Here is a 26,197-nt window from a genome sequence, read left to right as displayed (position 1 = left end):
AGTTGAGGGGACGCCTGGATGAGTGCCGAAGATCTCGAGAAGTACGAGACCGAGATGGAGCTCAAGCTCTACCGGGAGTACCGGGACGTCGTCGGCCTGTTCAAGTACGTGATCGAGACCGAGCGACGGTTCTACCTCACCAACGACTACGAGCTGCAGGTGCACTCGGTCCAGGGCGAGGTGTTCTTCGAGGTGTCGATGGCGGATGCGTGGGTCTGGGACATGTACCGGCCGGCCCGGTTCGTCCGCAAGGTCCGGGTGCTGACCTTCAAGGACGTGAACATCGAGGAACTCGCGAAGAGCGATCTGGAGCTGCCCTCGGACGAGTCCGGCTTCGGGAACTGACGTTGAACGACTCGGGCCCGCGTTGTCCAGCCGAATTTCGCGTGAACGGGGCTTCTCACTCCTGAGGGTGACAGAGGTTTTCCACAGGCCCGAGTTATCCACAGGGGAGCGAAATTCCCCGGCCTGATCGTGCGCGACGGTGCAGCCTCCTCGGCGGAGGTGGTCACCATGCAGCACACCGTCGTGCAGAACACGCGGAACACCGTCACGCAGGACGTCCGCGAACCGGGCCGGGCCGTACGGGAGCAGGCCGGGCCGGATCGCGCCACGAGCGCCGGGAGCCCCCGAGGGGCCCCGGGCCGCAGCACCAACAACGGGCTCGGCCGCTACGGCGAGCGGGTCGCCGCCCGCCGCCTCACCGAGGCCGGGCTCCGCATCCTGGACCGCAACTGGCGCTGCGCCGAGGGCGAGCTGGACATCGTCGCCCTCGACGGCGACACGGTCGCGGTCTGCGAGGTGAAGACCCGCTCCGAGCGGGGCTTCCAACAGCCCAGCGAGGCCATCGACCGGGCCAAGGCGGCCCGGCTGCGGCGCCTCGCCGAGCGCTGGCTGGCCGAGCGCTGGCCCGACCACTTCGCCCGGCTCGCCGGGCCCGGGTACGAGCCCGGGCCGGCCGATCCGCAGTGGCCGCCCGCACCGCCCGGGGGCGTGCGGATCGACCTGGTGGCGGTCGTCAACCGGGCGCGGGGTGCGGCCCTGGTCGACCACCTGCGGGGGGTGGTCTGAGATGGCCTTCGCCCGCACCTGTTCCGTCGCCCTCGTCGGGGTCGACGGCGTGGTCGTCGAGGTCCAGGCCGATCTGGAGCCCGGGGTGGCCGCGTTCACCCTGGTCGGCCTGCCCGACAAGGCCCTCACCGAGGCCCGCGACCGCGTCCGTGCCGCCGTCTGCAACAGCGGGGAGGCCTGGCCGCAGCGCAAGTTGACGGTCGGGCTGAGCCCCGCCTCGGTGCCCAAGAGCGGCAGCGGCTTCGACCTCGCGGTGGCCTGCGCCGTGCTGGCCGCCGCCGAGCGGCTGGAGCCGGCCTCCATCGCCGACCTGCTGCTCATCGGCGAGCTGGGGCTGGACGGCCGGGTGCGGCCCGTCCGCGGGGTGCTGCCCTCGGTGCTGGCCGCGGCCGACGCCGGGTACGAGCGGGTGGTGGTCGCCGAGCAGACGGCGCCCGAGGCCTCGCTCGTCCCCGGAGTGTCGGTGATCGGCGTCCGCAGCCTGCGCGAACTGGTCGCGATCCTGACCGGGATGCCCGTGCCGGAGGAACCGCCCGATCCGATCAGCGGTCGGCCGGACCCGCTGATGGCCGGGCTGATGCTGCCCAGCGCGAGCGTCCGCGGCCTGCCCGCGGACCGGGCCCACCTCGACATGGCCGACGTGGCCGGCCAGTACGAGGCCCGGCGCGCCCTGGAGATCGCCGCCGCCGGCGGACACCACCTGTACCTGAAGGGCCCGCCCGGCGCGGGCAAGACGATGCTGGCGGAGCGGCTGCCCGCACTGCTCCCGCCGCTGACCCAGAAGGAGGCACTGGAGGTCACCGCCGTGCACTCGGTGGCGGGCCTGCTCCCGGCCGGGCGACCGCTGATCGACACCGCGCCCTACTGCGCCCCGCACCACTCCGCCACGATGCCCGCGATCGTCGGCGGCGGAAGCGGCCTGCCGAGACCGGGTGCGGTCTCGCTGGCCCACCGGGGCGTGCTCTTCCTGGACGAGGCGCCCGAGTTCCCCGTTCGGGTGCTGGACGCGCTGCGCCAGCCGCTGGAGTCGGGCGAGGTGGTGGTCGCCCGTTCGGCCGGATCGCTCCGGCTCCCGGCACGCTTCCTCCTCTGCCTGGCGGCCAACCCCTGCCCCTGCGGCCGGTACTCGCGGCGGGGCGAGGGCTGCGAGTGCACCCCGGTGATGGTCAGCCGCTACCAAGGGCGGCTCTCCGGGCCGCTGTTGGACCGGGTCGACCTCCAGGTCCAGGTCGCCCCGGTGACCAGGGCCGAACTCATGGAGCGGGATGCCTCGGCGGAGAGCACCGAGACCGTGGCGGCCCGGGTGCTGGCCGCCCGGGAGCGGGCGGCGGACCGGCTGGCCAACACCCCGTGGCGGACCAACGCGGAGGTGCCGGGCCACGAGCTGCGCACCCGGTGGCAGCTCGCGTCGGACGCGCTCAACGACGTCGCCCGCCAGCTGGAGCGGGGGCTGCTCACCGCCCGGGGGCTGGACCGGGTGCTCCGGGTGGCCTGGACGGTCGCCGACCTCGCCGGCCGCGACCGACCGGACCAGCGGGACGTGCGCACCGCCCTGGTCCTGCGCACCGGCGTGGAGCAGGGCGCCCTCCCGCTGACCGAGCGGGTCTTCGGCCGGCTCGGCGGCATCCCCGGCCAGCGCGGCGGCCCGAACGACGGCCGGGCCGGTGCCCGCGACCGCCGACGAACGATCGACGACAACGGAAGCGGTGAGACGTGAACCAGTCGCTGAGGAACCCCCGACCGCCCGGCACGGACCGGACGGCGGTCGAACCCGAGCCGGAGCGCCTGGCCCGGGCCCTGCTCAACCGGGTCAGCGAGCCGGGGGACGCGGTGGTCGGCCGCTGGCTCGGCCGGCTCCCCGCGACCGAGGTCGTGCGGGCGATCCGGGACGGCACCGTCCCCGCACACCCCGGGCTGGACCCCGCCCGGCTCGCCGGTTACCAGGCACGGCTCCCCGGGCCGGACCCGGCCGACGACCTGAAACGGGTACAGGACGCGGGTGGGCGCTTCATCATTCCGGGGGACACGGAGTGGCCCAGTCAACTGGACGACCTGGGCGACGGACGCCCGATCGGGCTGTGGACGACCGGCACCGGCTCGCTGCGGCTGCTGGCGCTCCGCTCGGTGGCGGTGGTCGGCTCCCGGGCCTGCACCGCGTACGGCGCCCACGTCGCGGGCGAACTGTCGGCCGAACTGGCCGAGCGCGGTTGGGTGGTGGTCTCCGGCGCCGCCTACGGGATCGACGCGGCCGCGCACCGCGGGGCGCTCGCGGTGGGCGGGACGACCGTCGCCGTGCTGGCCTGCGGGGTCGACGTGGCCTACCCCAAGGGGAACGCCGAACTGATCCGGCGGATCGGCGTCCAGGGCCTGCTGGTCAGCGAGCTCCCGCCCGGCGAACACCCCAACCGGTTCCGCTTCGTCCTGCGCAACCGGGTCATCGCGGCGCTCACCCGGGGCACCGTGGTGGTGGAGGCGGCGATGCGCAGCGGCGCCCTGAGCACGGCGAGACGGGCACGCGACCTCAACCGCCACACCATGGGCGTGGCCGGCCCGGTGACCTCGGAGCTCTCGTCCGGGGTGCACGCCCTGATCCGCAGCGGGGCCACCCTGGTCACCGACGCGGCCGAGGTCACCGAGCTGATCGGGGCGATCGGGGACGACCTGGCGCCGCAGCAGGCCGGCCCGGTGCTGCCCCGGGACCTGCTGGAGCCGGGGGTGGCCCGGGTCCTGGAGGCCGTCCCGGCAACGGCCGAGGGCGCGCCGATCGAGCGGCTGGCCCGGCAGTCCGGCCTGCCGCCGGACGAAGTGCTGCAGAAGCTCTACGAGTTGGGCTCGCTCGGCTTCGTGGAGCGGCACGGCGCGCACTGGCGCGTGGTGCGGAGGAGGTGATCGCGGGAGCGGAGGACGGACCAGAACGGAGGGCGGCTCAGGACGGCGGACCGCCACGGGTTGTCCGAGCGATATCGCGCGGCTGACCTGCTGATCCGGTTCTTCCGATCGGGTGCCCGGTTCCGGCGGGCGAACGCCACCGGATCGGGGGACGACCGAGTGGCGGTAGCGCTTTGCATCGAGTCGGTCACGCTACGCTCCACCTGCCTTCCCTATCAGCACATGACCCGGCAGAACGGCGCAGACCTACGCATGCCCACACACATTCCCGGCCACAGAGTGACCGGTGGCGCCCGGTCCTCGGGAGGGCCGAGGACCGATCGGCGCCCCGTGACCGAGTTCCCGTCGAAGCAGACGGGGACGATGGGAGGCCTGTCGCGCCAGGGCGGCCGGCCGGCGGCGGTGCCAGGCCAGCCTGCGGACGCGGACGGCGCGGCCGGTGAGGGTGCCGCCGCCGGCCACGCGGCCGTGGAGGGCGCGGCCGCCGCGGGCGCGCCCCACCCGACCGGCGACGCGCCGGCGCCCGACGCGGCCCCTCCGCCGGTCTCCCCGCCCCGGCGGGAACGGGCGCCGCGGGTACCGGGGGCGCCGGGGGCGCAGCGGACCGGTGCCCGCACGCCCACCGGGCGCGAGCCGGGTGGGCGTGCGCCGGGCGGGGCCGGACCCGAGGCGGCGGTGCCCCGGACCGCTGCGCCCGAGGCGGCCGCGCCCGAGGCGGTCGAGCCCGCGGCCCAGGGCCGCAGCGCGCTCGAAGAACTCTGGCGCGCCTACAAGGCGACCGGCGACCCGCGCCTGCGCGAACAGCTGATCCTGCACTACTCACCGCTCGTCAAGTACGTGGCGGGCCGGGTCGGGGTCGGCCTGCCGGCCAACGTCGAGCAGGCCGACTTCGTCTCCTCCGGCGTCTTCGGACTCATCGACGCGATCGAGAAGTTCGACGTCGACCGGGCCATCAAGTTCGAGACCTACGCGATCAGCCGGATCCGCGGCGCGATCATCGACGAGCTGCGGGCGCTGGACTGGATCCCGCGCTCCGTCCGGCAGAAGGCCAAGGCCGTCGAGCGGACGTACGCCACCCTGGAGGCCCGGCTGCGCCGAACGCCGCACGATCCCGAGGTCGCGGCCGAGATGGGCATCGCGATCGAGGACCTGCACGCCATCTTCAGCCAGCTGTCGCTGGCCAACGTGGTGGCCCTGGACGAGCTGCTGCATCCGGTGGGGGAGGGCGGCGACCGGCTCAGCCTGATGGACACCCTGGAGGACCACGGTGCCGACAACCCGGTCGAGGTGGCGGAGGACCGCGAGCTGCGCCGGCTGCTGGCCCAGGCGGTGAACACCCTCCCCGAACGGGAGAAGACGGTGGTGACGCTCTACTACTACGAGGGCCTCACCCTCGCCGAGATCGGCCAGGTGCTCGGCGTGACGGAGAGCCGGGTGAGCCAGATCCACACCAAGTCCGTGCTGCAACTGCGGGCCAAGCTGTCGGACGTCCGGTAGCGCCCGGTTCCGGCGGCGCCCGGCCCCTCGCCCGGTACGCCGGGGCGGCCCGCCGGGCCCCTCCGTCCTTCGATTGCGCGGCACCGTACCGGCCGGAGGTAGGGCTCCGTACAGTGGGTGCGTGCCCAAGATCCGAGCGGCCACGGTGGCCGAGCATCGCCAGCTGCAGCGGGCAGCCCTCCTCGACGCCGCCCGCACCCTGCTCACCGAGGGCGGCAGGGAGGCCCTGACCTTCCCGGCCCTCGCGGCGCGCACCGGGCTGGCGCGTTCCTCGGTCTACGAGTACTTCCGTTCCCGCGCCGCCGTGGTCGAGGCGCTGTGCGAGGTGGACTTCCCGCTCTGGGCGGCCGAGATCGAGGCCGGCATGGGCAGTTGTGACACCGCGGCCGAGCGGATCGAGGCGTACGTCCGGGGCCAGTTGGCGCTGGCCGCCGACCCGCGGCACCGGGCGGTCGTGGCGATCTCGGCCCTGGAGCTCGACGAGGCGGCGCGCGAGCGGATCCGCGCGGCGCACGGGAAGCTGGTCGGGCTGGTCGTCCAGGCGCTGGAGGACCTGGGCCACGAGCGGCCCCGGCTGGCCGCGGCGCTGCTGCAGGGGATCGTGGAGGCGGCCGTCCGTCAGGTCGAGCAGACGGCCGGCGGGAGCCGGCCCGGATGCCTGGTCGAGCGCCCCGAGGCGATCGCCGATGCCGCCGTCGCCCTGGCTCTGCACGGCCTCGACCGGCCCTGAGCCGCCCACCCCGCTCATTCCGCCCACTCCGCCCACCCCGCTGTCCGCCCCACCCGGACCGCCCAGCGGCAGCAGCCGTGCCGCGCCCGTCCCGAACAGGGCCAGCGGGTCGAGGTAGCGGCCCCCGCGCAGCAGCCCCCAGTGCAGGCAGTCCCGTCCGGCGCAGTGCCGGCCGTCCGGGGCGAGGAGCCCGATCGGCTGCCCGGCGGCCACGGCCGTGCCGACCGGTACGGCGCCCAGCACGGGCAGGTAGGTGGTCCGGAGCGGGGGACTGCCGGAGCCCGGGTGGGTGACGGTCACCACCGGGCGCCCCGCCACCAGCCCCGAGAACGCGACGACTCCGCCCGCGGCCGCGCGGACCGGCGCGCCCGGCGCGGCGGCCAGGTCCACCCCGCGGTGGCCGGCGGACCAGGGCTTCGGCGGCGGTTCGAAGCGCCCCAGCACGCTGCCGGGCCCGCCCACCGGCCAGGCCCGCCCGCCCCCGCCGCCCGCCGTGCCCGCGACACGGCCCGCCACGACCACACGGCCCCCCGCGGCAGAACCCTTTGCGGCGGAACCCCCTGCGAAAGAACCCCCTGCGAAAGAACCCCCTGCGAAAGAACCCCCTGCGACAGAACCCCTGGCGGCAGAGCCCATCGGGGAGACCCCCGGCTCCCCGGCCGTCCCGGACCGCGCGAGCAGCAGCAGGACCACCAGCACCATCCCTGCACGAACAGTCATGCGCCCAGGCTCACCGCGCCCCCGCCCCCCGCTCCACCCACTTCCGGATTCCTGTGGACAAACCGCCTCCCCGCCCCGCGCCCGTCCCCCCAACGGGTGTACGGACGCCGCCATCCGGTGTAGAAACGGCATACGCGGGGAGTCCCGGCGGCATACCGCCGGGAGACGCCGGGCCCGATCGCGGCCCCTTCCGCCCCCGCGAGCGCGCCCGCCCCGGGCCCTCCGCCGCTCGCGGAGTCGCCCGCCCCTCGGCGCTTCCCGTACACTTCACACGCGACCCGGTCCGCCGGGTCGACTTCGCACGCCCCGCCACCGGTGGACGGACGTGGACGGACACGGTTCGACCGCAGCCCCCGCCAGGTGCGAGTGCCGCTCGGTCCGCCCGAGCCCGAACGGTCCCAGGACCGGGAGGGTGGTAGCGGCTCGGCACGTTCGGGGCGTCAGGCGTGGCTGTCACCTGGCTGCCACGGACAAACCGAGACTGACCCGGCCGAGGGCGGCCACCCCACGAGGGAACGCCACAGCCGGGCCGTAACACCTGAGGAGCACGGCCATGGCCGTCGTCACGATGCGGGAGCTGCTGGAGAGCGGCGTCCACTTCGGTCACCAGACCCGCCGCTGGAACCCGAAGATGAAGCGCTTCATCATCACGGAGCGCAACGGCATCTACATCATCGACCTCCTGCAGTCGCTGAACTACATCGACCGCGCCTTCGAGTTCATCAAGGAGACCGTTGCCCACGGCGGCAGCGTCCTCTTCGTCGGCACGAAGAAGCAGGCCCAGGAGGCCATCGCCGAGCAGGCCACCCGCGTGGGCATGCCCTACGTGAACCAGCGCTGGCTCGGCGGCATGCTGACCAACTTCTCGACCGTCTACAAGCGTCTGCAGCGCCTCAAGGAGCTCGGCGAGCTGGACTTCTCGGACGTGGCCGGCTCCGGCCTCACCAAGAAGGAGCTCCTGGTCCTCCAGCGCGAGCACGACAAGCTGGAGAAGACCCTCGGCGGTATCCGCGACATGCAGCGCGTTCCCAGCGCCGTGTGGATCGTGGACACCAAGAAGGAGCACATCGCGGTCGGCGAGGCCCGGAAGCTCAACATCCCGGTCGTCGCCATCCTCGACACCAACTGCGACCCCGACGAGGTCGACTACAAGATCCCGGGCAACGACGACGCGATCCGCTCCGTCACCCTGCTGACCCGCGTGATCGCCGACGCCGTGGCCGAGGGCCTGAAGGCCCGCGCCGGTGTCGCCAAGGGCGACGCCAAGGCCGAGCCGGGCGCCGACCAGCCGCTGGCCGACTGGGAGAAGGACCTCATCGAGGGCGAGAAGAAGGCCGAGGAGGCCCCCGCCGCCGCCGAGGCCCCGGCCGCCGAGGCTCCGGCCGAGCAGGCCTGACGTACCAAGGGTGAGGGGCACCGGCCGGTACGAAGCCGGCGGGTGCCCCTCTCTCCCGCGCCGGGACCGAACCAACGGTCCCGGCGCATCCCCACGCAGACACGCGAGACGCGAGAAGAGATTCACACCATGGCGAACTTCACCGCCGCGGACGTCAAGAAGCTCCGTGAGCTCACCGGCGCCGGCATGATGGACTGCAAGAAGGCCCTGGACGAGGCCGAGGGCAACGTCGAGAAGGCCGTCGAGCTCCTGCGCATCAAGGGCCAGAAGGGCGTTGCCAAGCGCGAGGGCCGTGACGCCTCCAACGGCGCCGTCGCCGCGCTGATCGCCGAGGACAAGAAGTCCGGCGTCCTGGTCGAGCTGAACTGCGAGACCGACTTCGTCGCCAAGGGTGACAACTTCGTCGAGGTCGCCGACGCGATCGCCGCCCACGTCGCCAAGACGGCCCCGGCCGACCTGGACGCCGCCCTGGCTTCCGAGATCGAGGCCGGCAAGACCGTCCAGCAGTTCGTGGACGAGGCCAACGCGACCCTGGGCGAGAAGATCGTCTTCCGTCGCTTCGCCCAGTTCGGTGGCGAGGGCTTCGTCGCGGTCTACCTCCACAAGACCAGCCCCGACCTGCCGCCGGCCGTCGGCGTCCTGGTCGAGCTGGACAAGGAGAACGCCGAGGTCGCCAAGGACGTCGCGCAGCACATCGCCGCCTTCGCGCCGAAGTACCTGTCCCGCGAGGAGATCCCGGCCGAGGCCATCGAGAACGAGCGCCGCGTCGCCGAGGCCACCGCTCGCGAGGAGGGCAAGCCCGAGGCCGCCCTGCCGAAGATCGTCGAGGGTCGCGTCACCGGCTTCGTCAAGGAGAACTCCGTCCTGGAGCAGGCCTTCGCGAAGGACAACAAGAAGACCGTCGCCAAGGTCCTCGAGGAGGCTGGCGTCTCCCTCAAGCGCTTCGCCCGCTTCCGCGTCGGCGCCTGAGCCACGTTCCCCCTGGTCCCCGGCCCCTCTAGGCTGGGAACCGCCCCCGCCCGCTGACCGGGGCGGGAGGAACGCCGAACGGGCTCACCCAGCGCCAACCGTCAACGGGCGGCCCGCGTCGGCACCATGAACGACGAGGAGGCCATTGCCGTGCAGGACACCGAACCGGTTCCCGCGGCAGTGGCCTCCTCGCGTGTACGCGCAGACCGGGGCCCCGCACGCCCGGGCCTGTGAGCCAGCAGGTGCAAAAAGGAGAAGTCCATGCAGGAGACGCAGGAGACCGCGCAGGACCCCAAGGCCGGTTCGCGCCGCCGGGTGCTGCTGAAGCTGTCCGGTGAGGCCTTCGCCGGTGGTGGCGGGCTCGGCGTCGACCCGGACGTCGTGCACGCGATCGCCCGTGAGATCGCCACCGTCGTCCGCGCCGGTACCGAGGTCGCGGTGGTCATCGGCGGCGGGAACTTCTTCCGGGGCGCCGAGCTGCAGGTCCGCGGCATGGACCGGGCCCGCTCCGACTACATGGGCATGCTCGGCACCGTCATGAACTGCCTCGCGCTGCAGGACTTCCTGGTCAAGGAGGGCATCGAGACCCGGGTCCAGACCGCCATCACGATGGGCCAGGTCGCCGAGCCGTACCTGCCGCTGCGAGCCGTCCGGCACCTGGAGAAGGGCCGTGTGGTGATCTTCGGCGCCGGTATGGGCATGCCGTACTTCTCCACCGACACGACCGCCGTCCAGCGCGCCCTGGAGATCCACGCGGACGTCCTGCTGATGGGCAAGAACGGCGTGGACGGCGTCTACGACTCCGACCCCCGGACCAACCCGGACGCGGTCAAGTTCGACGCCCTGGAGTACTCCGAGGTCATCGCGCGCGACCTCAAGGTCGCCGACCTCACCGCGATCACGCTGTGCAAGGACAACAACCTCCCGATGCTGGTCTTCGAACTGCTGGCGGAGGGCAATATCGCGCGCGCGGTGAAGAGTGAGAAGATCGGCACACTCATCAGCCAGGATTCCGTCCGGGCCTGAGCAGCAATCAGCCGCACCGGACGGCGCCGACGCCGTGACCGGCCTCGACGCCGGGACCGGTCGGGACCACAGCAGATGAACCGGACAGGGAGACCACAGTGATCGAAGAGACCCTCCTCGAGGCCGAGGAGAAGATGGAGAAGGCCGTCGTCGTCGCCAAGGACGACCTCGCGGCCATCCGCACCGGCCGTGCGCACCCGGCGATGTTCGCCAAGATCGTCGCCGAGTACTACGGCGCCATCACGCCGATCAACCAGCTGGCCTCGTTCTCGGTGCCGGAGCCGCGGATGGCGGTCGTCTCGCCGTTCGACAAGACCGCGCTGAAGGCCATCGAGCAGGCGATCCGGGACTCCGACCTGGGCGTCAACCCGTCCAACGACGGCTCGATCATCCGGGTGGTGCTGCCCGAGCTGACCGAGGAGCGCCGCCGCGAGTTCATCAAGATCGCGCGGACCAAGGGCGAGGACGCCAAGGTCTCGATCCGTTCGGTGCGCCGCAAGGCCAAGGACGCCATCGACAAGCTGGTGAAGGACGGCGAGGTCGGCGAGGACGACGGCCGCCGCGCCGAGAAGGAGCTCGACGACACCACGGCCAAGTACGTGGCCATGGTCGACGAGCTGCTGAAGCACAAGGAAGCCGAGCTGCTCGAGGTCTGATGAACGACGCCCCTGACGCCCCTGGCTACTGGGGCCCGTCCGACCAGCAGTTCCAGCCCTACCGACCGGCGCCGCAGCCGCAGGCACCCCGTACCCCGGCCCACCCGGCGCCGGGGTACGGCGAGTACCCGGCTCCCGCGCCGGCCCCGGGCCACCCCGGTGCCCCGGCCCACCCGGGCGCGCCGGGCGGCGGCGACATCCGTTCGGATCACCCGCAGCAGCCTCCGGTGTACTGGGGCGGCGACGCGGAGGAGACTCAGGTCATGCCTCCCGTACCGGCCGACCCCGGCCCGTTCCCCGGCGCGCCCGACCCCGGACCGCAGGCCGCTGACGGCTCCGGTCCGGCCCGGGAGGCCGGTCGGCTGAGCGGTCCGCTGTTCCGGGACGAGCCGTCCGGTCCGGACGCCCCCGGCGGGTCGGAGACCGTCGTGCTGCGCGCGATAACCGGCGACGCCACCCCCGCCCCCGGCCACGGCACCCCGCCGCACCCGGGGGCTCCGGTGCATCCCGCGCCGCCGCCGAGCCACCCGGCGGCCGGGCAGCCCGCTTTCGCGCCGTCGTCCCACCCAGGGCAGGAGACACCCGTGGCCGCCCAGCCCGCCCCGCAACCGGAGCCGCGCAAGCAGCGCGGCGGCCGCAACCTCCAGGCCGCCATAGGCGTGGGGGTCGGCCTCGGCGCGGTGATCGTCGCCTCGCTGTTCGTGGTGAAGGCGCTGTTCCTGGTCGTCGTGATGGCCGCCGTGGCGGTCGGCGTCTGGGAGCTGACCAGCCGGCTCTCCGAGCGCAAGCAGATCAAGGCGCCGCTGGTGCCGCTGGTGGTGGGCGGCGTCGCCATGGTCGCCACCGGCTACTGGGCCGGCGTCCAGTGGGCGGCGGCCTCGCTCGCGCTGACCGGGCTGGCGGTGATGGTCTGGCGGATGGCCGCGCCGCCGGAGAACTACCTGCGCGACATAACGGCAGGCGTGTTCACCGCCTTCTACGTGCCGTTCCTGGCGACCTTCGTGGCGATGATGCTGGCGGCCGAGGACGGCCCCCAGCGGATCGTGCTGTTCCTGATCGTCACGATCTGCAGCGACACCGGCGCCTACGCGGTGGGCTACAAGTTCGGGAAGAACAAGCTGGCCCCGACGATCAGCCCGGGCAAGACCCGGGAGGGCCTGGCCGGCGGCATCGCGCTGTCGATGCTGGCGGGCGCCCTGCTGATGCAGCTGATCATCGACGACGGCAGCTGGTGGCAGGGCCTGATCCTGGGCGGCTGCGCGGCCGTCACCGCGACCCTGGGCGACCTGGGCGAGTCGATGATCAAGCGCGACCTCGGGATCAAGGACATGGGCACGCTGCTGCCCGGCCACGGCGGGATCATGGACCGGCTGGACTCGCTCCTGCCGACCGCCCCGGTGGTCTGGCTGCTGCTGGCGGCCTTCGTCGGCAGCTGAGGCACCGATCACGGCGGGGCCCCGGACGCACGGCGTCCGGGGCCCTCGCGCGTCTGCGACACTGGATGAACCATGCCTAAGCCCGGAGAACTCACCTTTGTCGCGCCGCGCGGCGCCAAGCCCCCGCGACACCTCGCCGACCTGAGCCCCGCCGAGCGCAAGGAGGCCGTCGCCGAGCTGGGCGAGCAGCCGTTCCGCGCCAAGCAGCTCTCCAACCACTACTTCGGCCGGATGTCGAACGACCCGGCGAGCTGGACGGACATCCCCGCGGCGAGCCGGGAGAAGCTCACCGAGAGCCTGCTGCCCGAGCTGATGAAGGTCGTCCGGCACGTCTCCTGCGACGACGACGCGACCCGCAAGACGCTGTGGCGGCTGTTCGACGGGACGCTGGTCGAGTCCGTGCTGATGCGCTACCCGGACCGGGTCACCATGTGCATCAGCTCGCAGGCCGGCTGCGGCATGAACTGCCCGTTCTGCGCGACCGGCCAGGCGGGGCTGACCCGCAACCTGTCCACCGCGGAGATCGTCGAGCAGATCGCCGCCGGGATGCGCGACCTGAAGACCGGGGAGGTCCCCGGCGGGGAGGCGCGGCTGTCGAACGTGGTCTTCATGGGCATGGGCGAGCCGCTGGCCAACTACAACCGGGTGCTGGCCTCGATCCGCCGGCTGACCGACCCGGCGCCGGACGGCTTCGGCCTGTCCCAGCGCGGCATCACCGTCTCCACGGTCGGCCTCGTGCCGGCGATGCACCGCTTCGCCGACGAGGGCCTGAGCTGCCGCCTGGCGCTCTCGCTGCACGCCCCGGACGACGAGCTGCGCGACGAGCTGGTGCCGGTGAACACCCGGTGGAAGGTCGCCGAGGTGCTGGACGCCGCGTGGAACTACGCGGAGAAGTCCGGCCGCCGGATCTCCATCGAGTACGCGCTGATCAAGGACATCAACGACCAGGCGTGGCGCGCGGACCTGCTCGGCCGGCTGATCAAGGGCAAGCGGGTGCACGTGAACCTGATCCCGCTGAACCCGACGCCCGGCTCCAAGTGGACGGCCTCGCGGCCCGAGGACGAGCGCGAGTTCGTCCGCCGGCTGCAGGCGCACGGCGTGCCGACCACCGTCCGCGACACCCGCGGCCAGGAGATCGACGGCGCCTGCGGTCAGCTCGCCGCGGCCGGCTGAGCGGAGCCGGGCCCTACCGCAGCCCGGCGGCCGCCAGTGCGGCGGTCGCCCCGCCGGTGAGCAGCAGGGTGGTGCCGACCGCCAGGGTGCGCAGCGCGACCGCGCCGACCAGCAGCCGGGGCGAGGTGCCCAGGCGCAGCAGCGCGCCGGTGACGGCCCGGCGGTCGGTGCGGACCTCGGCGAGGCGCGCGACCACCGCGGCGGCCGCGCAGCCGAGCACCAGGCAGGCCTCGACGGCGGGCAGCGCGTCGGCGCTGTCCGGGGTGCCGATCCAGTAGCGGATGGTGGTGAGCACCACCGCGAGGACGAGGGTGAGGACGGCCAGCGGCGGCCCGAGCCGGCGGGCCTGGGCGGTGAGCCCGCGGCCGGCCAGCAGTCGCAGCGGGGTGGGCCGGCCGAGCGCGAGCAGCCGGCCGGTCCAGCCGAGCAGCGGGCCGGTGAGCAGGGCGAGGCCGAGGGCGCTGGCGGCCCAGCCGCCGAGGGCGGCGGTGCTGGTGGAGCCGAGCCCGGCGGGCAGGTGGATGGGGCGGCCGTCCTCGGCGGCGCCGGGCCGCAGGGCGATGAGTTCGAGGGCGGCGCCGATCACGACGAGTCCGACCGGAAGCGCGATCCGCCAGGCGGCGAAGCCGGTGCGGTCGTGGACGCGGGCGCCGGGCATGGCCGCGGGGTGCGGCACCGCGCAGGCGGCGGCGATCCCGGAGGTGAGCGGCACCAGGGCGAGCAGGGTGACGGGCGCGGCGGCCGGCAGCGGGACGCCCATGCCGAGGTCGGGGGCGAGCGAGGGCCCGGCGATGTCGTTGCGCAGGACCAGGAAGAGCAGCAGGGTGAGCACGCTGCCGAGGGTGCAGGCGAGGGCGACCTCGCCGGCGATCAGCGCCCGGATGCGGCCGGAGCCGGCGCCGGCGGCGGTGAGTCCGGCGATCCGGGCGGGCCGCCGGGCGGGTACCGAGCGGGCGGCGACGGCGGCGAACCAGGCGACGGCGACGAGTGGCGGCAGGCACCAGAGCAGCCGGACCAGCGGGTCGGCGCCGCCGTGCGGGTCGCTCATGGCCCGGCCGAGGGAGCGCAGCAGGAAGGCGGCGACCAGGCCGGCGGCCAGCGTGGTGAGCAGCCAGCGGCCGAGGTCGGACACCCGGTAGCCCCGGGCCAGGCGGAGGTAGAACACGGCGACTCTTTCAGCGGCTCGGCGCCGGCGGCTCGTCGGCTCGGCGGTTCGGTGCGGTCAGCGGCGGGTGGCCGTGACGGCGGACGCCCCGGCCGTGCCCGGAGCGGCGGCGCCGCGCGGGACGGGGGCGGCGGGCGCGGTGAGCCGTCCGTCGACGAGGGCGACGGCGCGGTCCGCGAACCGGACGAGCTCGGGGTCGTGGGTGGCCAGGACGAGGGTGAGCTGGTGCGAGCGGGCCGCGCTGGTCAGTATCCGCAGGACCTGGTCGGCGGCCTCGCGGTGCAGCGGGGCGGTGGGGTCGTCGGCGAAGACGACGGGCGGCAGCGGGGCCAGCGCGCGGGCGACGGCGATCCGCTGGCGCTGGCTCTGGACCAGCCGGTCGGGGCGGTGCCGGGCGGCGTCGCCGACGTCGAGGCGCTCCAGCCATTCGCCGGCGGCGGTGTAGGCGGCCTTGTGACCGGCGCCGGCGAGCAGCAGCGGCAGGGCGACGTTCTCCCGGGCGGTCAGTTCGGGCACCAGGTGCGGCTCGGAGCCGACGAAGCCGAAGCGGTCGCGGCGGAGCCGTTCGCGGCCGGTCCGGCCGAGGGTGTGCACGGGGGCGCTGTTGAACCAGACCTCGCCCTCGTCGACCGGGAGCTGGGCGGAGAGGCAGCCGAGCAGGGTGCTCTTGCCGGAGCCGCGCGGGCCGGTGACGGCGAGCACCTCGCCCTCGCGGACGCCGATCGAGATGCCGCGCAGGGCGGGGGTGCCGTCGTGGGACTTGACGATCCCTCGGGCCCACAGCACGTCGTTGTCGGGCGGTGCCGCTGGCATGGGGTTCCATCCTGGGTGGCCGCAGGGATATGACAGTCGTCAGATTAGAACGACCGGGGACGGGCGCGGTTGCGGCGCTCTGGTCCATCACGGGCAAATCACCCGCATTCAGGCATGTTTGGTCGTACGACTGTGATCAGACGGTGATCCCGGGTGATCCCGGGGTGCTGCCGTCCGGGGCCGTCCGGGGCCGTCCGGGGCCGTCCTGGGGCCGTGCCGCCGGGCGGCGGGGTCCGCCGCGAACGCCGAAGGGCGGCCCCGCGGGAAGCGGGACCGCCCTTCGGCGGAGGGTGGGGAAGAGGGCTCGGGGATCCTCAGGGGATCAGAGCTTCGCCCACGCGTCGGTGAGGCTGGTCCGCAGGATCTGCTCGATCTCGTCGAAGGTCGACTGGTCGGAGATCAGCGGCGGGGCCAGCTGGACGACCGGGTCGCCACGGTCGTCGGCGCGGCAGTACAGGCCGTTGTCGAAGAGGGCCTTCGAGAGGAAGCCGTAGAGCACGCGCTCGGTCTCCTCGTCGTTGAAGGTCTCCTTGGTGACCTTGTCCTTGACGAGCTCGATGCCGTAGAAGTACCCGTTGCCGCGGACGTCGCCGACGATCGGCAGGTCGCGCAGCTTGCTGAGGGTGCCCAGGAAGGCGGACTCGTTGTCGAGCACGTGCTGGTTGAGGCCCTCGCGCTCGAAGATGTCGAGGTTGGCGAGCGCCACGGCCGAGGAGACCGGGTGGCCGGCGAAGGTGTAGCCGTGCAGGAAGGTGTTGTCGCCCTTGTAGAACGGCTCGGCGATGCGGTCCGAGATGATCGTGGCGCCGATCGGGGAGTAGCCCGAGGTCATGCCCTTGGCGCAGGTGATCATGTCCGGGACGTAGCCGAACTTGTTGGCGCCGAACATGGTGCCGAGGCGGCCGAAGGCGCAGATGACCTCGTCCGAGACCAGCAGCACGTCGTGGCGGTCGCAGATCTCGCGCAGGCGCTGGAAGTAGCCGGGCGGCGGCGGGAAGCAGCCGCCGGCGTTCTGCACCGGCTCGACGAAGACGGCGGCGACGGTCTCGGGGCCCTCGAAGAGGATGGCCTCCTCGACCTGGTCGGCGCACCAGCGGCCGTAGGCCTCGGGGTCGACGGTGCCGTCCGGGCCCTCCAGGTAGTGCGGGGCGCGGTAGATGTTGGTGTTCGGGGCCTTGTGGGTGCCCGGCACCAGCGGCTCGAACGGGGCCTTCAGGCCCGGCAGGCCGGTGATGGACAGCGCGCCCTGCGGGGTGCCGTGGTAGGCGATCGCGCGGGAGATCACCTTGTACTTGGTCGGCTTGCCGATCAGCTTGAAGTACTGCTTGGCCAGCTTCCAGGCGGTCTCGACGGCCTCGCCGCCGCCGGTGGAGAAGAAGACCTTGTTCAGGTCGCCCGGGGCGTAGTTGGCCAGGCGCTCGGCCAGCTCGACGGCCTTGGGGTGCGCGTAGCTCCAGATCGGGAAGAACGCGAGTTCCTTGGCCTGCTTGGCGGCGACCTCGGCGAGTTCGGTGCGGCCGTGACCGGCCTGCACGACGAACAGGCCGGCGAGGCCGTCGATGTACTTCCGGCCCTTGTCGTCCCAGATGTAGGTGCCCTCGCCCTTGACGATGGTCGGCACGGGGGAGTTCTCGTACGACGACATGCGGGTGAAGTGCATCCACAGGTGGTCGTAGGCGGTCTTGGAAAGGTCCTTCTGCGCCGGGTCGGCTGTCATCGGGTGCCCCAGGTGTAGGTCTGTTTCCGGAGCTTCAGGTAAACGAAGCTCTCGGTGCTCCGCACGCCGGGAAGCGCGCGGATGCGCTTGTTGATCATTTCGAGCAGGTGCTCGTCGTCCTCGCAGACCAGTTCGGCCAGGAGGTCGAACGAGCCTGCGGTGCAGACGACGTAGTCGACCTCGTCGAGGGCGGCCAGCGCGTCGGCGACGGGCTCGATGTCACCCTCGACCCGGATCCCGACCATCGCCTGGCGGGTGAAGCCGACGGTGAGCGGGTCCGTGACGGCGACGATCTGCATCACGCCCTGGTCGAGCAGCTTCTGGACGCGCTGACGCACGGCAGCCTCGGACAGGCCGACGGCCTTGCCGATGGCGGCGTACGGGCGGCGCCCGTCCTCCTGGAGCTGCTCGATGATCGCCTTGGAGGCGGCGTCGAGGGGAACACTCGCGTTCCGGTCGCGGTTGGCCACGCGGCCACTGTGCCCGATCGTTCCCTCGTTCGCAAGCGCGGAAACTGCTGATTTCGTCGATATCTCGGAAAACCCGTACGGATTTCATCGCCATCCCGGACTCGGCCTGTCGATCACGGCAGTCGTGCGGTTACTCTGGCACGGTACGCGCGCCGCCCCGCGGCATCGCGCGCGTACCGCCACCAGTGGACCGCGACGCCCCAGGCCCGGCCACTCGGCCCCCTTCGTACGGCGGACCCGCCGACGTACCATGGCGCCGGAATCTGCAATGCCGCAGGCCCAGACCGAGGAGAAGATCCGTGAGCGACCTTCGCACGCTGCGCAACTACATCAACGGTGAGTTCGTCGACGCGGCCGACGGCCGCACGCTCGACATCGTCGACCCGACCACCGGCGAGGTGTACGCGACCTCGCCGCTGTCCGGCGCCGCTGACGTGGACGCCGCCATGGCCTCGGCCGCCGCCGCGTTCCCGATCTGGCGCGACGCCACCCCGAGCACCCGCCAGAAGCTGCTGCTCAAGATCGCCGACGCCGTCGAGGCCCGGGCCGACGAGATCGTCGACGCCGAGGTGCGCAACACCGGCAAGCCGCGCGGGCTGACCCTCTCCGAGGAGATCGGCCCGATGGTGGACCAGATCCGCTTCTTCGCCGGCGCCGCCCGCCTGCTCGAGGGCAAGGCCGCCGGTGAGTACATGGACGGGATGACCTCGATCATCCGCCGCGAGCCGGTCGGCGTCTGCGCCCAGGTCGCGCCGTGGAACTACCCGATGATGATGGCGGTCTGGAAGTTCGCCCCGGCCATCGCCGCGGGCAACACCGTGGTGCTGAAGCCCTCGGACACCACCCCGGCCTCCACCGTGCTGCTGGCCGAGATCATCGGCGGCGTGCTCAAGGAGCTCGACCTGCCGGCCGGCGTCTTCAACGTCATCTGCGGCGACCGCGAGAGCGGCAAGCTGATGGTCGAGCACCGGACCCCGGCGATGGCCTCCATCACCGGCTCCGTCCGGGCCGGCATCCAGGTCGCCGAGTCGGCCTCCAAGGACGTCAAGCGCGTCCACCTGGAGCTCGGCGGCAAGGCCCCGGTCGTGGTCTTCGAGGACGCCGACATCGCCGAGGCCGTCGAGGGCATCTCGGTCGCGGGCTTCTTCAACGCCGGCCAGGACTGCACCGCCGCCACCCGCGTGCTGGTGCACGAGTCGATCCACGACGCCTTCGTCGAGGCGCTGGCCAAGGCCGCGGCCGAGACCAAGACCGGCGGCGTCGACGACGAGGACGTGCTGTACGGCCCGCTGAACAACGCCAACCAGCTGAAGCAGGTCGCCGGCTTCATCGAGCGCCTCCCCGCCCACGCCAAGGTCGAGACCGGTGGCCACCGGGTCGGCGACAAGGGCTACTTCTACGCCCCGACCGTCGTCTCCGGCCTGAACCAGGACGACGAGATCATCCAGCAGGAGGTCTTCGGCCCGGTCATCACCGTGCAGAAGTTCACCGACGAGGACCAGGCCGTCGAGTACGCCAACGGCGTCGAGTACGCGCTGGCCTCCTCGGTGTGGACCAAGGACCACGCCCGGGCCATGCGGATGTCGCGCCGCCTGGACTTCGGCTGCGTCTGGATCAACACCCACATCCCGCTGGTCGCCGAGATGCCGCACGGCGGCTTCAAGAAGTCGGGCTACGGCAAGGACCTGTCCTCGTACGGCTTCGAGGACTACACCCGGGTCAAGCACGTCATGACCGCGATCTGACGATCTGATGATCTTGTGAGTAGGCGGCGGGCCCGGGTCGACACGACCCGGGCCCGCGGCCTTTGCACCCTGTCGGCCCGGCGCGCGAGCGGCTGACAGCATGGACCTGCCCGCGGCGGCCGGAACTCCCTAGCCTTACCGCCATGAGCATCCCCACCGCTGACCCAGCCGCCGGCCGGGCGGTCAAGGCCGCCGACCGCGCGCACGTCTTCCACTCGTGGTCCGCCCAGGCGCTGATCGACCCCCTCGCGGTGGCCGGCGCCGAGGGTTCGTACTTCTGGGACTACGACGGCAACCGCTACCTCGACTTCTCCTCGCAGCTGGTCAACACCAACATCGGCCACCAGCACCCGAAGGTGGTCGCCGCGATCCAGGAGCAGGCGGCGAAGCTCTGCACCCTCGCGCCCGGCTTCGCGGTCGAGTCGCGCAGCGAGGCCGCCCGGCTGATCGCCGAGCGCACCCCCGGCGACCTGGACAAGATCTTCTTCACCAACGGCGGCGCCGAGGCCAACGAGAACGCCGTCCGACTGGCCCGGCTGCACACCGGCCGGCAGAAGGTGCTCGCCACCTACCGCTCGTACCACGGCGCCACCGCCAACGCGATCGCCCTCACCGGCGACCCGCGGCGCTGGCCCAACGAGACCGGCGTCTCCGGCGTGGTGCACTTCTGGGGGCCGTACCCCTACCGCTCCAACTTCCACGCGGAGAACGAGGCGCAGGAGTGCGAGCGCGCGCTGGCGCACCTGGAGCAGGTGATCGCCTTCGAGGGCGCCGGCACCGTCGCGGCGATCATCCTGGAGACGGTGGTCGGCACCGCGGGCGTCCTCGTCCCGCCGCCGGGCTACCTGGCCGGGGTGCGGGAGATCTGCGACCGGTACGGCATCGTGTTCATCCTCGACGAGGTGATGGCCGGCTTCGGGCGCACCGGCGCGTGGTTCGCCGCCGACCACTGGGGGGTCACCCCGGACCTGCTGACCTTCGCCAAGGGCGTCAACTCCGGCTACGTGCCGCTGGGCGGCGTCGCGATCAGCGCCGAGATCGCGGCCGACTTCGCCGAGCGGCCGTTCCCCGGCGGGCTCACCTACTCCGGGCACCCGCTCGCCTGCGCCTCGGCCGTCGCCACCATCAACGCGATGGCGGAGGAGGGCATCGTCGAGAACGCCGCGCACATCGGCGAGACCGTGCTCGGCCCCGGACTGCGCGAACTGGCCGAACGGCACCCCTCGATCGGCGAGGTGCGCGGGCTCGGCGTGTTCTGGGCGCTCGACCTGGTGAAGGACCGGGCGACCCGCGAACCGCTCGTCCCGTACAACGCGGCCGGCGCCGACAACGCGCCGATGGCCGAGCTGGCCGCCGCCTGCAAGCGGCGCGGGCTGTGGCCGTTCGTCAACATGAACCGCTTCCACGTCGTCCCGCCGTGCACCGTCACCGAGGAGGAGGCGAAGGCGGGCCTCGCGGTGCTCGACGAGGTGCTCTCGCTCACCGACGCGCACACGGTCTGACGATTCGTCACCTCCGGCCCCGGGCGCGCTCGTTCGCCCGGGGCCCGGGCGCGCTCCGCGCTACCGGCGGACGGCGTCCAGGGCCAGCAGCGCGACGTGCAGGGACAGGCAGGACTCCACCTGGTCGAGGTCCACGCCGAGGATGCGCTCCACCTTGTGCAGCCGGTCGTAGAAGGACGGGCGGGACAGGTGCGCGGCGTCGGCCGCCGCCGACTTGTTCCGGCCCTGCTCCAGGTAGATCCGCAGCATCTGCACCAACTGCCCGTTGTGCTCGGCGTCGTGGGCCAGCAGGGGCCCCAACTCCCGCTCCACGTACGTCTGCAGGCGGGCGTCGTCGCGCAGCAGGTGCAGCAGGCCGCGCAGCCGGACGTCCGGCAGCCGGTAGTAGGAGGCGGCCCGGGCGCCGCCGGGGGCGTCGTGCAGCGCGGCGTCGGCGACCTGGGTGGCCTCCAGCAGGGTGCGCCGGGCGTCCCGGACCGCGCCGACCGAGGAGCCGACCGCGACCACCGGGCCCGCGGCCCCGCCCTCCGCCCACCCGGCCTCGGCCGACATCCGCCGCAGCGCGGCCGAGAAGGAGTCCAGCGCCGCGTGCTCGTCCTGCTGCGCGCCGAGCGCGATCAGCAGGCCGACGCCCTCGTCGTCCAGCGAACCGACCAGGGCGGACAGCCCGCAGGCCCGGACGGCGCCGGCCGCCAGCTCGGTGAAGTCGCGCAACCGGGCCTGCGCCTCCAGCGCGGCGGGGATCGGCCCGTGCCGCCGGCGCAGCACCACCCCGACCAGCCGGCGGCCCTCCAGCGGCACGCCGAGCGCCTGGGCGCGCAGCGCCACCTCGGAGACGGTCAGCGCGTGGGTGAGGATGCCGGAGAGCAGGGTGCGGTGGGTCTGCCGCTCCAGGCTCTCCCGGTCGCGCACCACCAGCCGGTTGAGCGCCAGCGCGGACGCGCCGCGCTCCAGCAGCATGGCGTGCGGGTGCGGCTCGCCCCCGGGCAGCGGGCCGGGCTCCTGGACGAGGACCAGCCGCCCCCAGTCCTGGCCGCGGGCGCCGACCGCGGTCACCAGCCAGCCGCTGCGCGGGTCGTGACCGGTGCGGCCGGACGGGCGGACCCCGCGCGAGCGGCGCTCCCAGTCCTCCAGCACCTCCGCCTCCGGGCGCCCGGCGGTGTCGTGGGCGAGCACCTGGTGCGCCAGGTTCTCCAGCACGACCGGCGCACCCGCCATCCGGGCCACCTGGCGGATCACCTCGGGGGGCTCGGCGCCCTCCACCACCAGCTCGTTGAACACCTGGTGGACGGACTCGGAGATCCGCAGCTGCTCCAGCTGGGCGTTCACCACCAGGGCGTGCACGGCCTCGGTGACGGCGACGAACCGCACCTCGCGGCGGAGGGCGACCAGCGGCAGCCCCCGCTGCTCGGCGGCGTGCACCAGCGCGCGGGGGAGCGCGTCGAGGTAGCGCCGGCCGTACTCGACCACCAGCCCGGCCACGCCGAGCTCGTCCAGGTCCCGGACGTACCGGGACAGCCCGTCGCGGTCCTCCGGCAGCGCGATGCCCGTGGTCAGCACCAGTTCGCCGCCCCGCAGCATGCCGGCGACGTCGGGCAGCTCGATGACGTGGACCCAGCGGACCGGCCGCTCCAGGTGGTCGCCGCCGGCCACGACCAGGGGCAGGCCGCGCCGCATCACCTCCAGGTCGAGCACGCGGGCGACGGTGGGGAGCATCGCGGGCCTCCAGGCGGGAGCGGGGGAGGTGAACAAGGTGTCAGGTGAATCATCCCTCCCGGCGACGACCTGTCGTCCGACCGTCGTCCCGGGGGGACCGCCCTCCCGGACCTGTGTAAGAGACACCGGCCGCCCGCCTCTCCCTGGTGCGGCGGGTCGCGAACGCCCCGCCGCACCCGATCGGTACGAGTGGCGAGAAGCGGGGAGAAACGACATGGCGAACACCGGACTGCACTGGCTCACCCAGGTGATGCCGGACCCGGCGGCCTTCCGGGCGCACTGGCAGCGCAGCGGACTGGGACTGATGCCGATGCCGGCCGGCCGGTGCTGGGACGTCCTCTCCGTACCCGGGCAGCTCGGGCACCCGACCGTGGACATCATGGACGCCGGCCCGTGCGGCCCGGTCCTCGCCGACTTCGACGAGGACCTGGTCAGCTTCCTGGTGCCGGTCGGCACCGCCGCCCGCTGGGTCGGCACCGGCGTACGCGGCTCCGGGGAGGGCACCTGGATCGTCGTCCCGCACCCCGGGCGGGTCAGGCGCCGGGTGCGGTGGCTGGTGCCGCCGGACGGGTCCGGCCGGCTCACCGACCCGGCGCTGCTGGAGCTCGCGCTGCACGAGGCGGCGGCCGGTCTCTGCGGCCGCTGAGTCCGGCCGGGTCGCCCGCCGCCGCGCGCCCGATCGCCGCGCGCCCGATCGCCGCGCGCCCGATCGCCGCGCGCCCGACCGGCGGCGGCGATCGTCCGGCGGCGCGCGGAGCGGGCGGTCGCGTCAGACTGGAGGCGTGACCACCGCCCCGCACGCCGTCGACCCGTCCCTGCGCCCGGGCCCGGCCCAGCTGCGCCTCGCCGCCCTCGCCGCGCCCGTCTGCGAGCGGTACGGGCTCGCGCTGGCCGGTGGGCACGCGCTGCGCGCCCACGGCGTGACGGCGTGCGCGCAGGACGGACTGACCCTGGCCACCGGCGGGGCCGACCTGCCGGAGGTGGCCGCCGCGCTGGCCGAGGCCTACCGGGCGGCCGGCGGCGGCGTCGCCGAGCGCCCTGGCACGCCCCGGCTGGAACAGCTCACCGTGCGGCTGGCGCTCGGCGCGCGCACGCACTCGGTCGAGCTGCGGAAGGAGCCGCTCGGCCACCAGCCCGTCCGGCTCGACCTCGGCGCCCCCGGGCCGGACGACGACGCGGTGACGCTGCCGGTCGTCGCCCTGGAGGACGCGGCGGCGCTCACCACCACGCTGCTCGTCGACCGGGGCATGCCGCGCGACCTGGTCGACGTCCGGGCCCTCACCGCCTGTTACCGGGAGGGCGAACTTCTCGCGATGGCACGGGAGTTGGACCCGGATTTCCAGCCCTCCGCGCTCGCCGACCGGCTGGAGACGCTGGCCGAGGCGGCGGACGGCCGGTTCCGTGCCCGGGGTGTTCCGGCCGGGCAGGTGGACGGGTTGAAGCGGTGGGCGTTGGAGTGGGCGCAGGACCTGCGGCTGGACCTGCTGGAGACCCAGGAGGCGGCGGACGGGTTGCACGACCCGTACCTGGAGGACGAGGAGTCCTGAGCCGACCGGACGACCTGTAAGGCTGAATCCCTGATCTCCGTCAGCCTGTTCGTTGAGCCGAGCCGGGGCGGCGACCAGACTGGGAGACGAGCGCGGTGGCCCCGCGAACCCCCGCCGACCGGCCCACGAGTCGGCGGCGCCGGACCGGAGGCAGGACGCCGCCCGGGACTTCGGAGGCAGACGGACCTTGAGCAAGCACATCATCCACTGGATCGGCGGCAAGCCCGTCGCCACCGCCGGTGCCGCGCCCCGTCGCGGTGAGATCTTCGACCCGGCCACCGGCCAGGTCGCCGGCCACGTCGACTTCGCCGGGACCGCTGAGGTCGACCAGGCCGTGGCCGCCGCCGCCTCCGCCTTCACCGACTGGCGCACCGCCTCGGTCGCCCGGCGGACCACGGCGCTCTTCGCCTTCCGCGAGCTGCTGAACGCACGCCGCGACGAGCTGGCCGCGATCATCGTGTCCGAGCACGGCAAGGTGCACTCGGACGCGCTCGGTGAGATCGCCCGCGGTCTGGAGGTCGTCGAGTACGCCTGCGGCATCCCGCAGCTCATCAAGGGCGGCTTCACCGAGCAGGCCTCCACGGGCATCGACGTCTACTCGATCCGCCAGCCGCTCGGCCCGGTCGCGATCATCTCGCCGTTCAACTTCCCGGCCATGGTGCCGATGTGGTTCTTCGCGATCGCCATCGCGGCCGGGAACACCGTCGTGGTGAAGCCTTCGGAGAAGGACCCGTCCGCGGTCAACTTCCTCGCCGAGCTGTGGAAGGAGGCCGGCCTGCCGGACGGCGTCTTCAACGTCGTGCACGGCGACAAGGTGGCCGTCGACCGCCTGCTGGAGCACCCCGACGTCAAGTCCGTCAGCTTCGTCGGCTCCACCCCGATCGCCCGCTACGTCTACGAGACCGGCACGCGGTACGGCAAGCGCGTGCAGGCTCTGGGCGGCGCCAAGAACCACATGCTCGTCCTGCCGGACGCCGACCTCGACCTCGCCGCCGACGCCGCCGTCAACGCCGGCTTCGGCGCGGCCGGCGAGCGCTGTATGGCCGTCTCCGTGCTGGTCGCGGTCGACCCGATCGGCGACGAACTGGTCGACAAGATCAAGCAGCGGATCGCGACCCTCAAGGTCGGCCCCGGCTGCAACGGCGACTCCGAGATGGGCCCGCTGGTCACCGGCCAGCACCGGGACAAGGTCACCTCGTACGTCGAGTCCGGCATCGCGGACGGCGCCGAGCTCGCCGTGGACGGCCGCAAGCACCCCGTCACCGCCGAGGACGCGAACGGCACCCCCACCGCGGACGGCTTCTGGCTCGGCCCCACCCTGTTCGACCACGTGAAGCCTGGCATGTCCGTCTACAACGACGAGATCTTCGGCCCGATCCTCTCCGTCGTGCGGGTCGCCTCCTACGAGGAGGGCGTGGCGCTCATCAACGCCAACCCGTACGGCAACGGCACGGCCCTCTTCACCAACGACGGCGGCGCGGCCCGGCGCTTCCAGTTCGAGGTGGAGGTCGGGATGGTCGGTATCAACGTGCCGATCCCGGTTCCGGTCGCCTACTACTCCTTCGGCGGATGGAAGGCCTCCCTGTTCGGCGACGCCCACGCGTACGGGCCGGACGGCGTGCACTTCTTCACCCGGGGCAAGGCCGTGACCCAGCGCTGGCTGGACCCGTCCCACGGCGGCATCAACCTCGGCTTCCCCACCAACAGCTGAGCCGCACCTCCGCAGGCCGGACCCTCCCTCGGGGGCCCGGCCTGCGCCCTTTGCGCCTCGTTTGCATCCGATGGCCGAAGCGCGTAGAGTTCTTCGAGCTGCCTGGCAGGGAGCACCGGACACGCATCTGCGCGGACGGTCCCGGGGTAGCCAATCCTTCGAAACACCACTTCCTGGTTCGCACTGGGTCGCGTTTGCGTTTTCGCGTCGCGGCAGGGTGCTTATTCGGTGTGCGCGTTTTATCGGAT

Annotated in this window: 22 protein-coding genes and 1 pseudogene; 17 read left to right on the top strand and 6 right to left on the bottom strand. The window is 73.1% G+C overall.

The annotated features are described in order from the left end of the window. Window positions 1–18: 18 nt before the first annotated feature. The 6 genes from VM95_RS24410 to VM95_RS24385 all read left to right on the top strand — a co-directional run bounded on the left by VM95_RS24410 (window position 19) and on the right by VM95_RS24385 (window position 6,187). The gene (locus tag VM95_RS24410; protein WP_030056781.1) at window positions 19–345 is read left to right on the top strand and encodes a DUF2469 domain-containing protein; all 327 of its coding nucleotides are present in this window, start codon (window positions 19–21) and stop codon (window positions 343–345) included. 183 nt (window positions 346–528) lie between these two features. Then, window positions 529–1,071, top strand: a complete 543-nt coding sequence (locus VM95_RS24405; protein ID WP_425265351.1) for a YraN family protein — start codon at window positions 529–531, stop codon at window positions 1,069–1,071. 1 nt (window position 1,072) lies between these two features. Beyond that, window positions 1,073–2,788 (top strand): YifB family Mg chelatase-like AAA ATPase, encoded by a 1,716-nt coding sequence (locus VM95_RS24400; protein WP_078860458.1) that lies wholly within the window; start codon window positions 1,073–1,075, stop codon window positions 2,786–2,788. After that, the gene (dprA, locus tag VM95_RS24395; RefSeq protein WP_208615527.1) at window positions 2,785–3,960 is read left to right on the top strand and encodes a DNA-processing protein DprA; all 1,176 of its coding nucleotides are present in this window, start codon (window positions 2,785–2,787) and stop codon (window positions 3,958–3,960) included. The genes VM95_RS24400 and dprA overlap by 4 nt, the downstream gene beginning before the upstream one ends. Window positions 3,961–4,635: 675 nt before the next feature. Continuing rightward, window positions 4,636–5,457, top strand: coding sequence for an RNA polymerase sigma factor WhiG (gene whiG / locus VM95_RS24390; RefSeq protein WP_045700234.1), 822 nt, complete (start codon window positions 4,636–4,638; stop codon window positions 5,455–5,457). A gap of 145 nt (window positions 5,458–5,602) precedes the next feature. Beyond that, complete coding sequence (locus tag VM95_RS24385) at window positions 5,603–6,187, top strand: TetR/AcrR family transcriptional regulator (protein WP_045700233.1); 585 nt, start codon at window positions 5,603–5,605, stop codon at window positions 6,185–6,187. A gap of 117 nt (window positions 6,188–6,304) precedes the next feature. Here VM95_RS24385 and VM95_RS40605 read toward each other — a convergent pair. Beyond that, window positions 6,305–6,823 (bottom strand): annotated as a pseudogene (locus VM95_RS40605) (murein hydrolase activator EnvC family protein); the annotation flags it as partial. A gap of 637 nt (window positions 6,824–7,460) precedes the next feature. Here VM95_RS40605 and rpsB point away from each other — a divergent pair. From rpsB to rlmN, 6 genes are all read left to right on the top strand, one after another. Beyond that, complete coding sequence (gene rpsB / locus VM95_RS24380; RefSeq protein WP_045700214.1) at window positions 7,461–8,303, top strand: 30S ribosomal protein S2; 843 nt, start codon at window positions 7,461–7,463, stop codon at window positions 8,301–8,303. 129 nt (window positions 8,304–8,432) lie between these two features. Further along, window positions 8,433–9,272, top strand: a complete 840-nt coding sequence (gene tsf / locus VM95_RS24375; RefSeq protein ID WP_045700213.1) for a translation elongation factor Ts — start codon at window positions 8,433–8,435, stop codon at window positions 9,270–9,272. 261 nt (window positions 9,273–9,533) lie between these two features. Continuing rightward, a complete protein-coding gene (gene pyrH, locus VM95_RS24370; protein ID WP_030056790.1) occupies window positions 9,534–10,298 on the top strand; it encodes a UMP kinase in 765 nt (254 codons plus the stop codon). A gap of 98 nt (window positions 10,299–10,396) precedes the next feature. Further along, window positions 10,397–10,954 carry a ribosome recycling factor gene (frr, locus tag VM95_RS24365; protein ID WP_045700212.1) on the top strand — a complete coding sequence of 186 codons (558 nt, stop codon included), beginning with the start codon at window positions 10,397–10,399 and terminating at the stop codon, window positions 10,952–10,954. Next, entirely contained in the window at window positions 10,954–12,390 is a 1,437-nt protein-coding gene (locus VM95_RS39730; protein WP_045700211.1) for a phosphatidate cytidylyltransferase, read from the top strand. The genes frr and VM95_RS39730 overlap by 1 nt, the downstream gene beginning before the upstream one ends. A gap of 72 nt (window positions 12,391–12,462) precedes the next feature. After that, entirely contained in the window at window positions 12,463–13,563 is a 1,101-nt protein-coding gene (rlmN, locus tag VM95_RS24355) for a dual-specificity RNA methyltransferase RlmN (RefSeq protein WP_045700210.1), read from the top strand. Between the two features lie 13 nt (window positions 13,564–13,576). Here the strand turns inward: rlmN and VM95_RS24350 are convergent, their stop codons facing one another. The 4 genes from VM95_RS24350 to VM95_RS24335 form a co-directional block, all read right to left on the bottom strand. Then, window positions 13,577–14,728: a hypothetical protein gene (locus VM95_RS24350; protein ID WP_052706617.1), complete on the bottom strand. Its 1,152-nt coding sequence runs from the start codon at window positions 14,726–14,728 to the stop codon at window positions 13,577–13,579. A gap of 57 nt (window positions 14,729–14,785) precedes the next feature. Beyond that, the gene (locus tag VM95_RS24345; protein ID WP_045700209.1) at window positions 14,786–15,541 is read right to left on the bottom strand and encodes an ABC transporter ATP-binding protein; all 756 of its coding nucleotides are present in this window, start codon (window positions 15,539–15,541) and stop codon (window positions 14,786–14,788) included. A 322-nt stretch (window positions 15,542–15,863) separates the two neighbouring features. After that, window positions 15,864–17,258 carry an aspartate aminotransferase family protein gene (locus VM95_RS24340; protein WP_045700208.1) on the bottom strand — a complete coding sequence of 465 codons (1,395 nt, stop codon included), beginning with the start codon at window positions 17,256–17,258 and terminating at the stop codon, window positions 15,864–15,866. Continuing rightward, complete coding sequence (locus tag VM95_RS24335; RefSeq protein ID WP_030306695.1) at window positions 17,255–17,728, bottom strand: Lrp/AsnC family transcriptional regulator; 474 nt, start codon at window positions 17,726–17,728, stop codon at window positions 17,255–17,257. Before VM95_RS24335 ends, VM95_RS24340 begins: the two co-directional genes overlap by 4 nt. A 299-nt stretch (window positions 17,729–18,027) precedes the next feature. Here VM95_RS24335 and VM95_RS24330 point away from each other — a divergent pair, with 299 nt between their 5' ends. Together VM95_RS24330 and VM95_RS24325 are read left to right on the top strand one after the other, a co-directional pair. Next, the gene (locus VM95_RS24330) at window positions 18,028–19,473 is read left to right on the top strand and encodes a gamma-aminobutyraldehyde dehydrogenase (protein ID WP_045700207.1); all 1,446 of its coding nucleotides are present in this window, start codon (window positions 18,028–18,030) and stop codon (window positions 19,471–19,473) included. A 143-nt stretch (window positions 19,474–19,616) separates the two neighbouring features. Beyond that, on the top strand, window positions 19,617–20,975 hold the full coding sequence (locus tag VM95_RS24325; RefSeq protein WP_045700206.1) for an aspartate aminotransferase family protein: 1,359 nt from the start codon (window positions 19,617–19,619) through the stop codon (window positions 20,973–20,975). 60 nt (window positions 20,976–21,035) lie between these two features. On the opposite strand, the gene VM95_RS24320 is transcribed toward VM95_RS24325, so the two are convergent. Beyond that, on the bottom strand, window positions 21,036–22,691 hold the full coding sequence (locus VM95_RS24320) for a PucR family transcriptional regulator (protein WP_045700205.1): 1,656 nt from the start codon (window positions 22,689–22,691) through the stop codon (window positions 21,036–21,038). A 214-nt stretch (window positions 22,692–22,905) separates the two neighbouring features. Here VM95_RS24320 and VM95_RS24315 point away from each other — a divergent pair, with 214 nt between their 5' ends. The 3 genes from VM95_RS24315 to VM95_RS24305 all read left to right on the top strand — a co-directional run bounded on the left by VM95_RS24315 (window position 22,906) and on the right by VM95_RS24305 (window position 25,949). Then, on the top strand, window positions 22,906–23,337 hold the full coding sequence (locus VM95_RS24315; RefSeq protein WP_045700204.1) for a hypothetical protein: 432 nt from the start codon (window positions 22,906–22,908) through the stop codon (window positions 23,335–23,337). A 136-nt stretch (window positions 23,338–23,473) separates the two neighbouring features. Beyond that, window positions 23,474–24,238, top strand: a complete 765-nt coding sequence (locus VM95_RS24310) for a hypothetical protein (RefSeq protein ID WP_045700203.1) — start codon at window positions 23,474–23,476, stop codon at window positions 24,236–24,238. Window positions 24,239–24,425: 187 nt separating this feature from the next. Next, window positions 24,426–25,949, top strand: a complete 1,524-nt coding sequence (locus VM95_RS24305; RefSeq protein ID WP_045700202.1) for a CoA-acylating methylmalonate-semialdehyde dehydrogenase — start codon at window positions 24,426–24,428, stop codon at window positions 25,947–25,949. Window positions 25,950–26,197: the final 248 nt, after the last annotated feature.

Origin of the sequence: Streptomyces rubellomurinus (genome assembly GCF_000961885.1) — a bacterium.
In the GTDB taxonomy this organism is placed as follows: Bacteria; Actinomycetota; Actinomycetes; order Streptomycetales; family Streptomycetaceae; genus Kitasatospora; species Kitasatospora rubellomurina.
This window is presented reverse-complemented; position numbering and strand designations above follow the sequence as displayed.

Excerpts from the sequence above, each read along its gene's own strand:
- VM95_RS24340 (WP_045700208.1), bottom strand. The coding sequence starts at position 17,258 with ATGACAGCCGACCCGGCGCAGAAGGACCTTTCCAAGACCGCCTACGAC.
- tsf (WP_045700213.1), top strand. The coding sequence starts at position 8,433 with ATGGCGAACTTCACCGCCGCGGACGTCAAGAAGCTCCGTGAGCTCACC.
- VM95_RS24320 (WP_045700205.1), bottom strand. The coding sequence starts at position 22,691 with ATGCTCCCCACCGTCGCCCGCGTGCTCGACCTGGAGGTGATGCGGCGC.
- VM95_RS24345 (WP_045700209.1), bottom strand. The coding sequence starts at position 15,541 with ATGCCAGCGGCACCGCCCGACAACGACGTGCTGTGGGCCCGAGGGATC.
- VM95_RS24410 (WP_030056781.1), top strand. The coding sequence starts at position 19 with ATGAGTGCCGAAGATCTCGAGAAGTACGAGACCGAGATGGAGCTCAAG.
- VM95_RS39730 (WP_045700211.1), top strand. The coding sequence starts at position 10,954 with ATGAACGACGCCCCTGACGCCCCTGGCTACTGGGGCCCGTCCGACCAG.
- VM95_RS24400 (WP_078860458.1), top strand. The coding sequence starts at position 1,073 with ATGGCCTTCGCCCGCACCTGTTCCGTCGCCCTCGTCGGGGTCGACGGC.
- VM95_RS24315 (WP_045700204.1), top strand. The coding sequence starts at position 22,906 with ATGGCGAACACCGGACTGCACTGGCTCACCCAGGTGATGCCGGACCCG.
- VM95_RS24325 (WP_045700206.1), top strand. The coding sequence starts at position 19,617 with ATGAGCATCCCCACCGCTGACCCAGCCGCCGGCCGGGCGGTCAAGGCC.
- rlmN (WP_045700210.1), top strand. The coding sequence starts at position 12,463 with ATGCCTAAGCCCGGAGAACTCACCTTTGTCGCGCCGCGCGGCGCCAAG.
- rpsB (WP_045700214.1), top strand. The coding sequence starts at position 7,461 with ATGGCCGTCGTCACGATGCGGGAGCTGCTGGAGAGCGGCGTCCACTTC.
- pyrH (WP_030056790.1), top strand. The coding sequence starts at position 9,534 with ATGCAGGAGACGCAGGAGACCGCGCAGGACCCCAAGGCCGGTTCGCGC.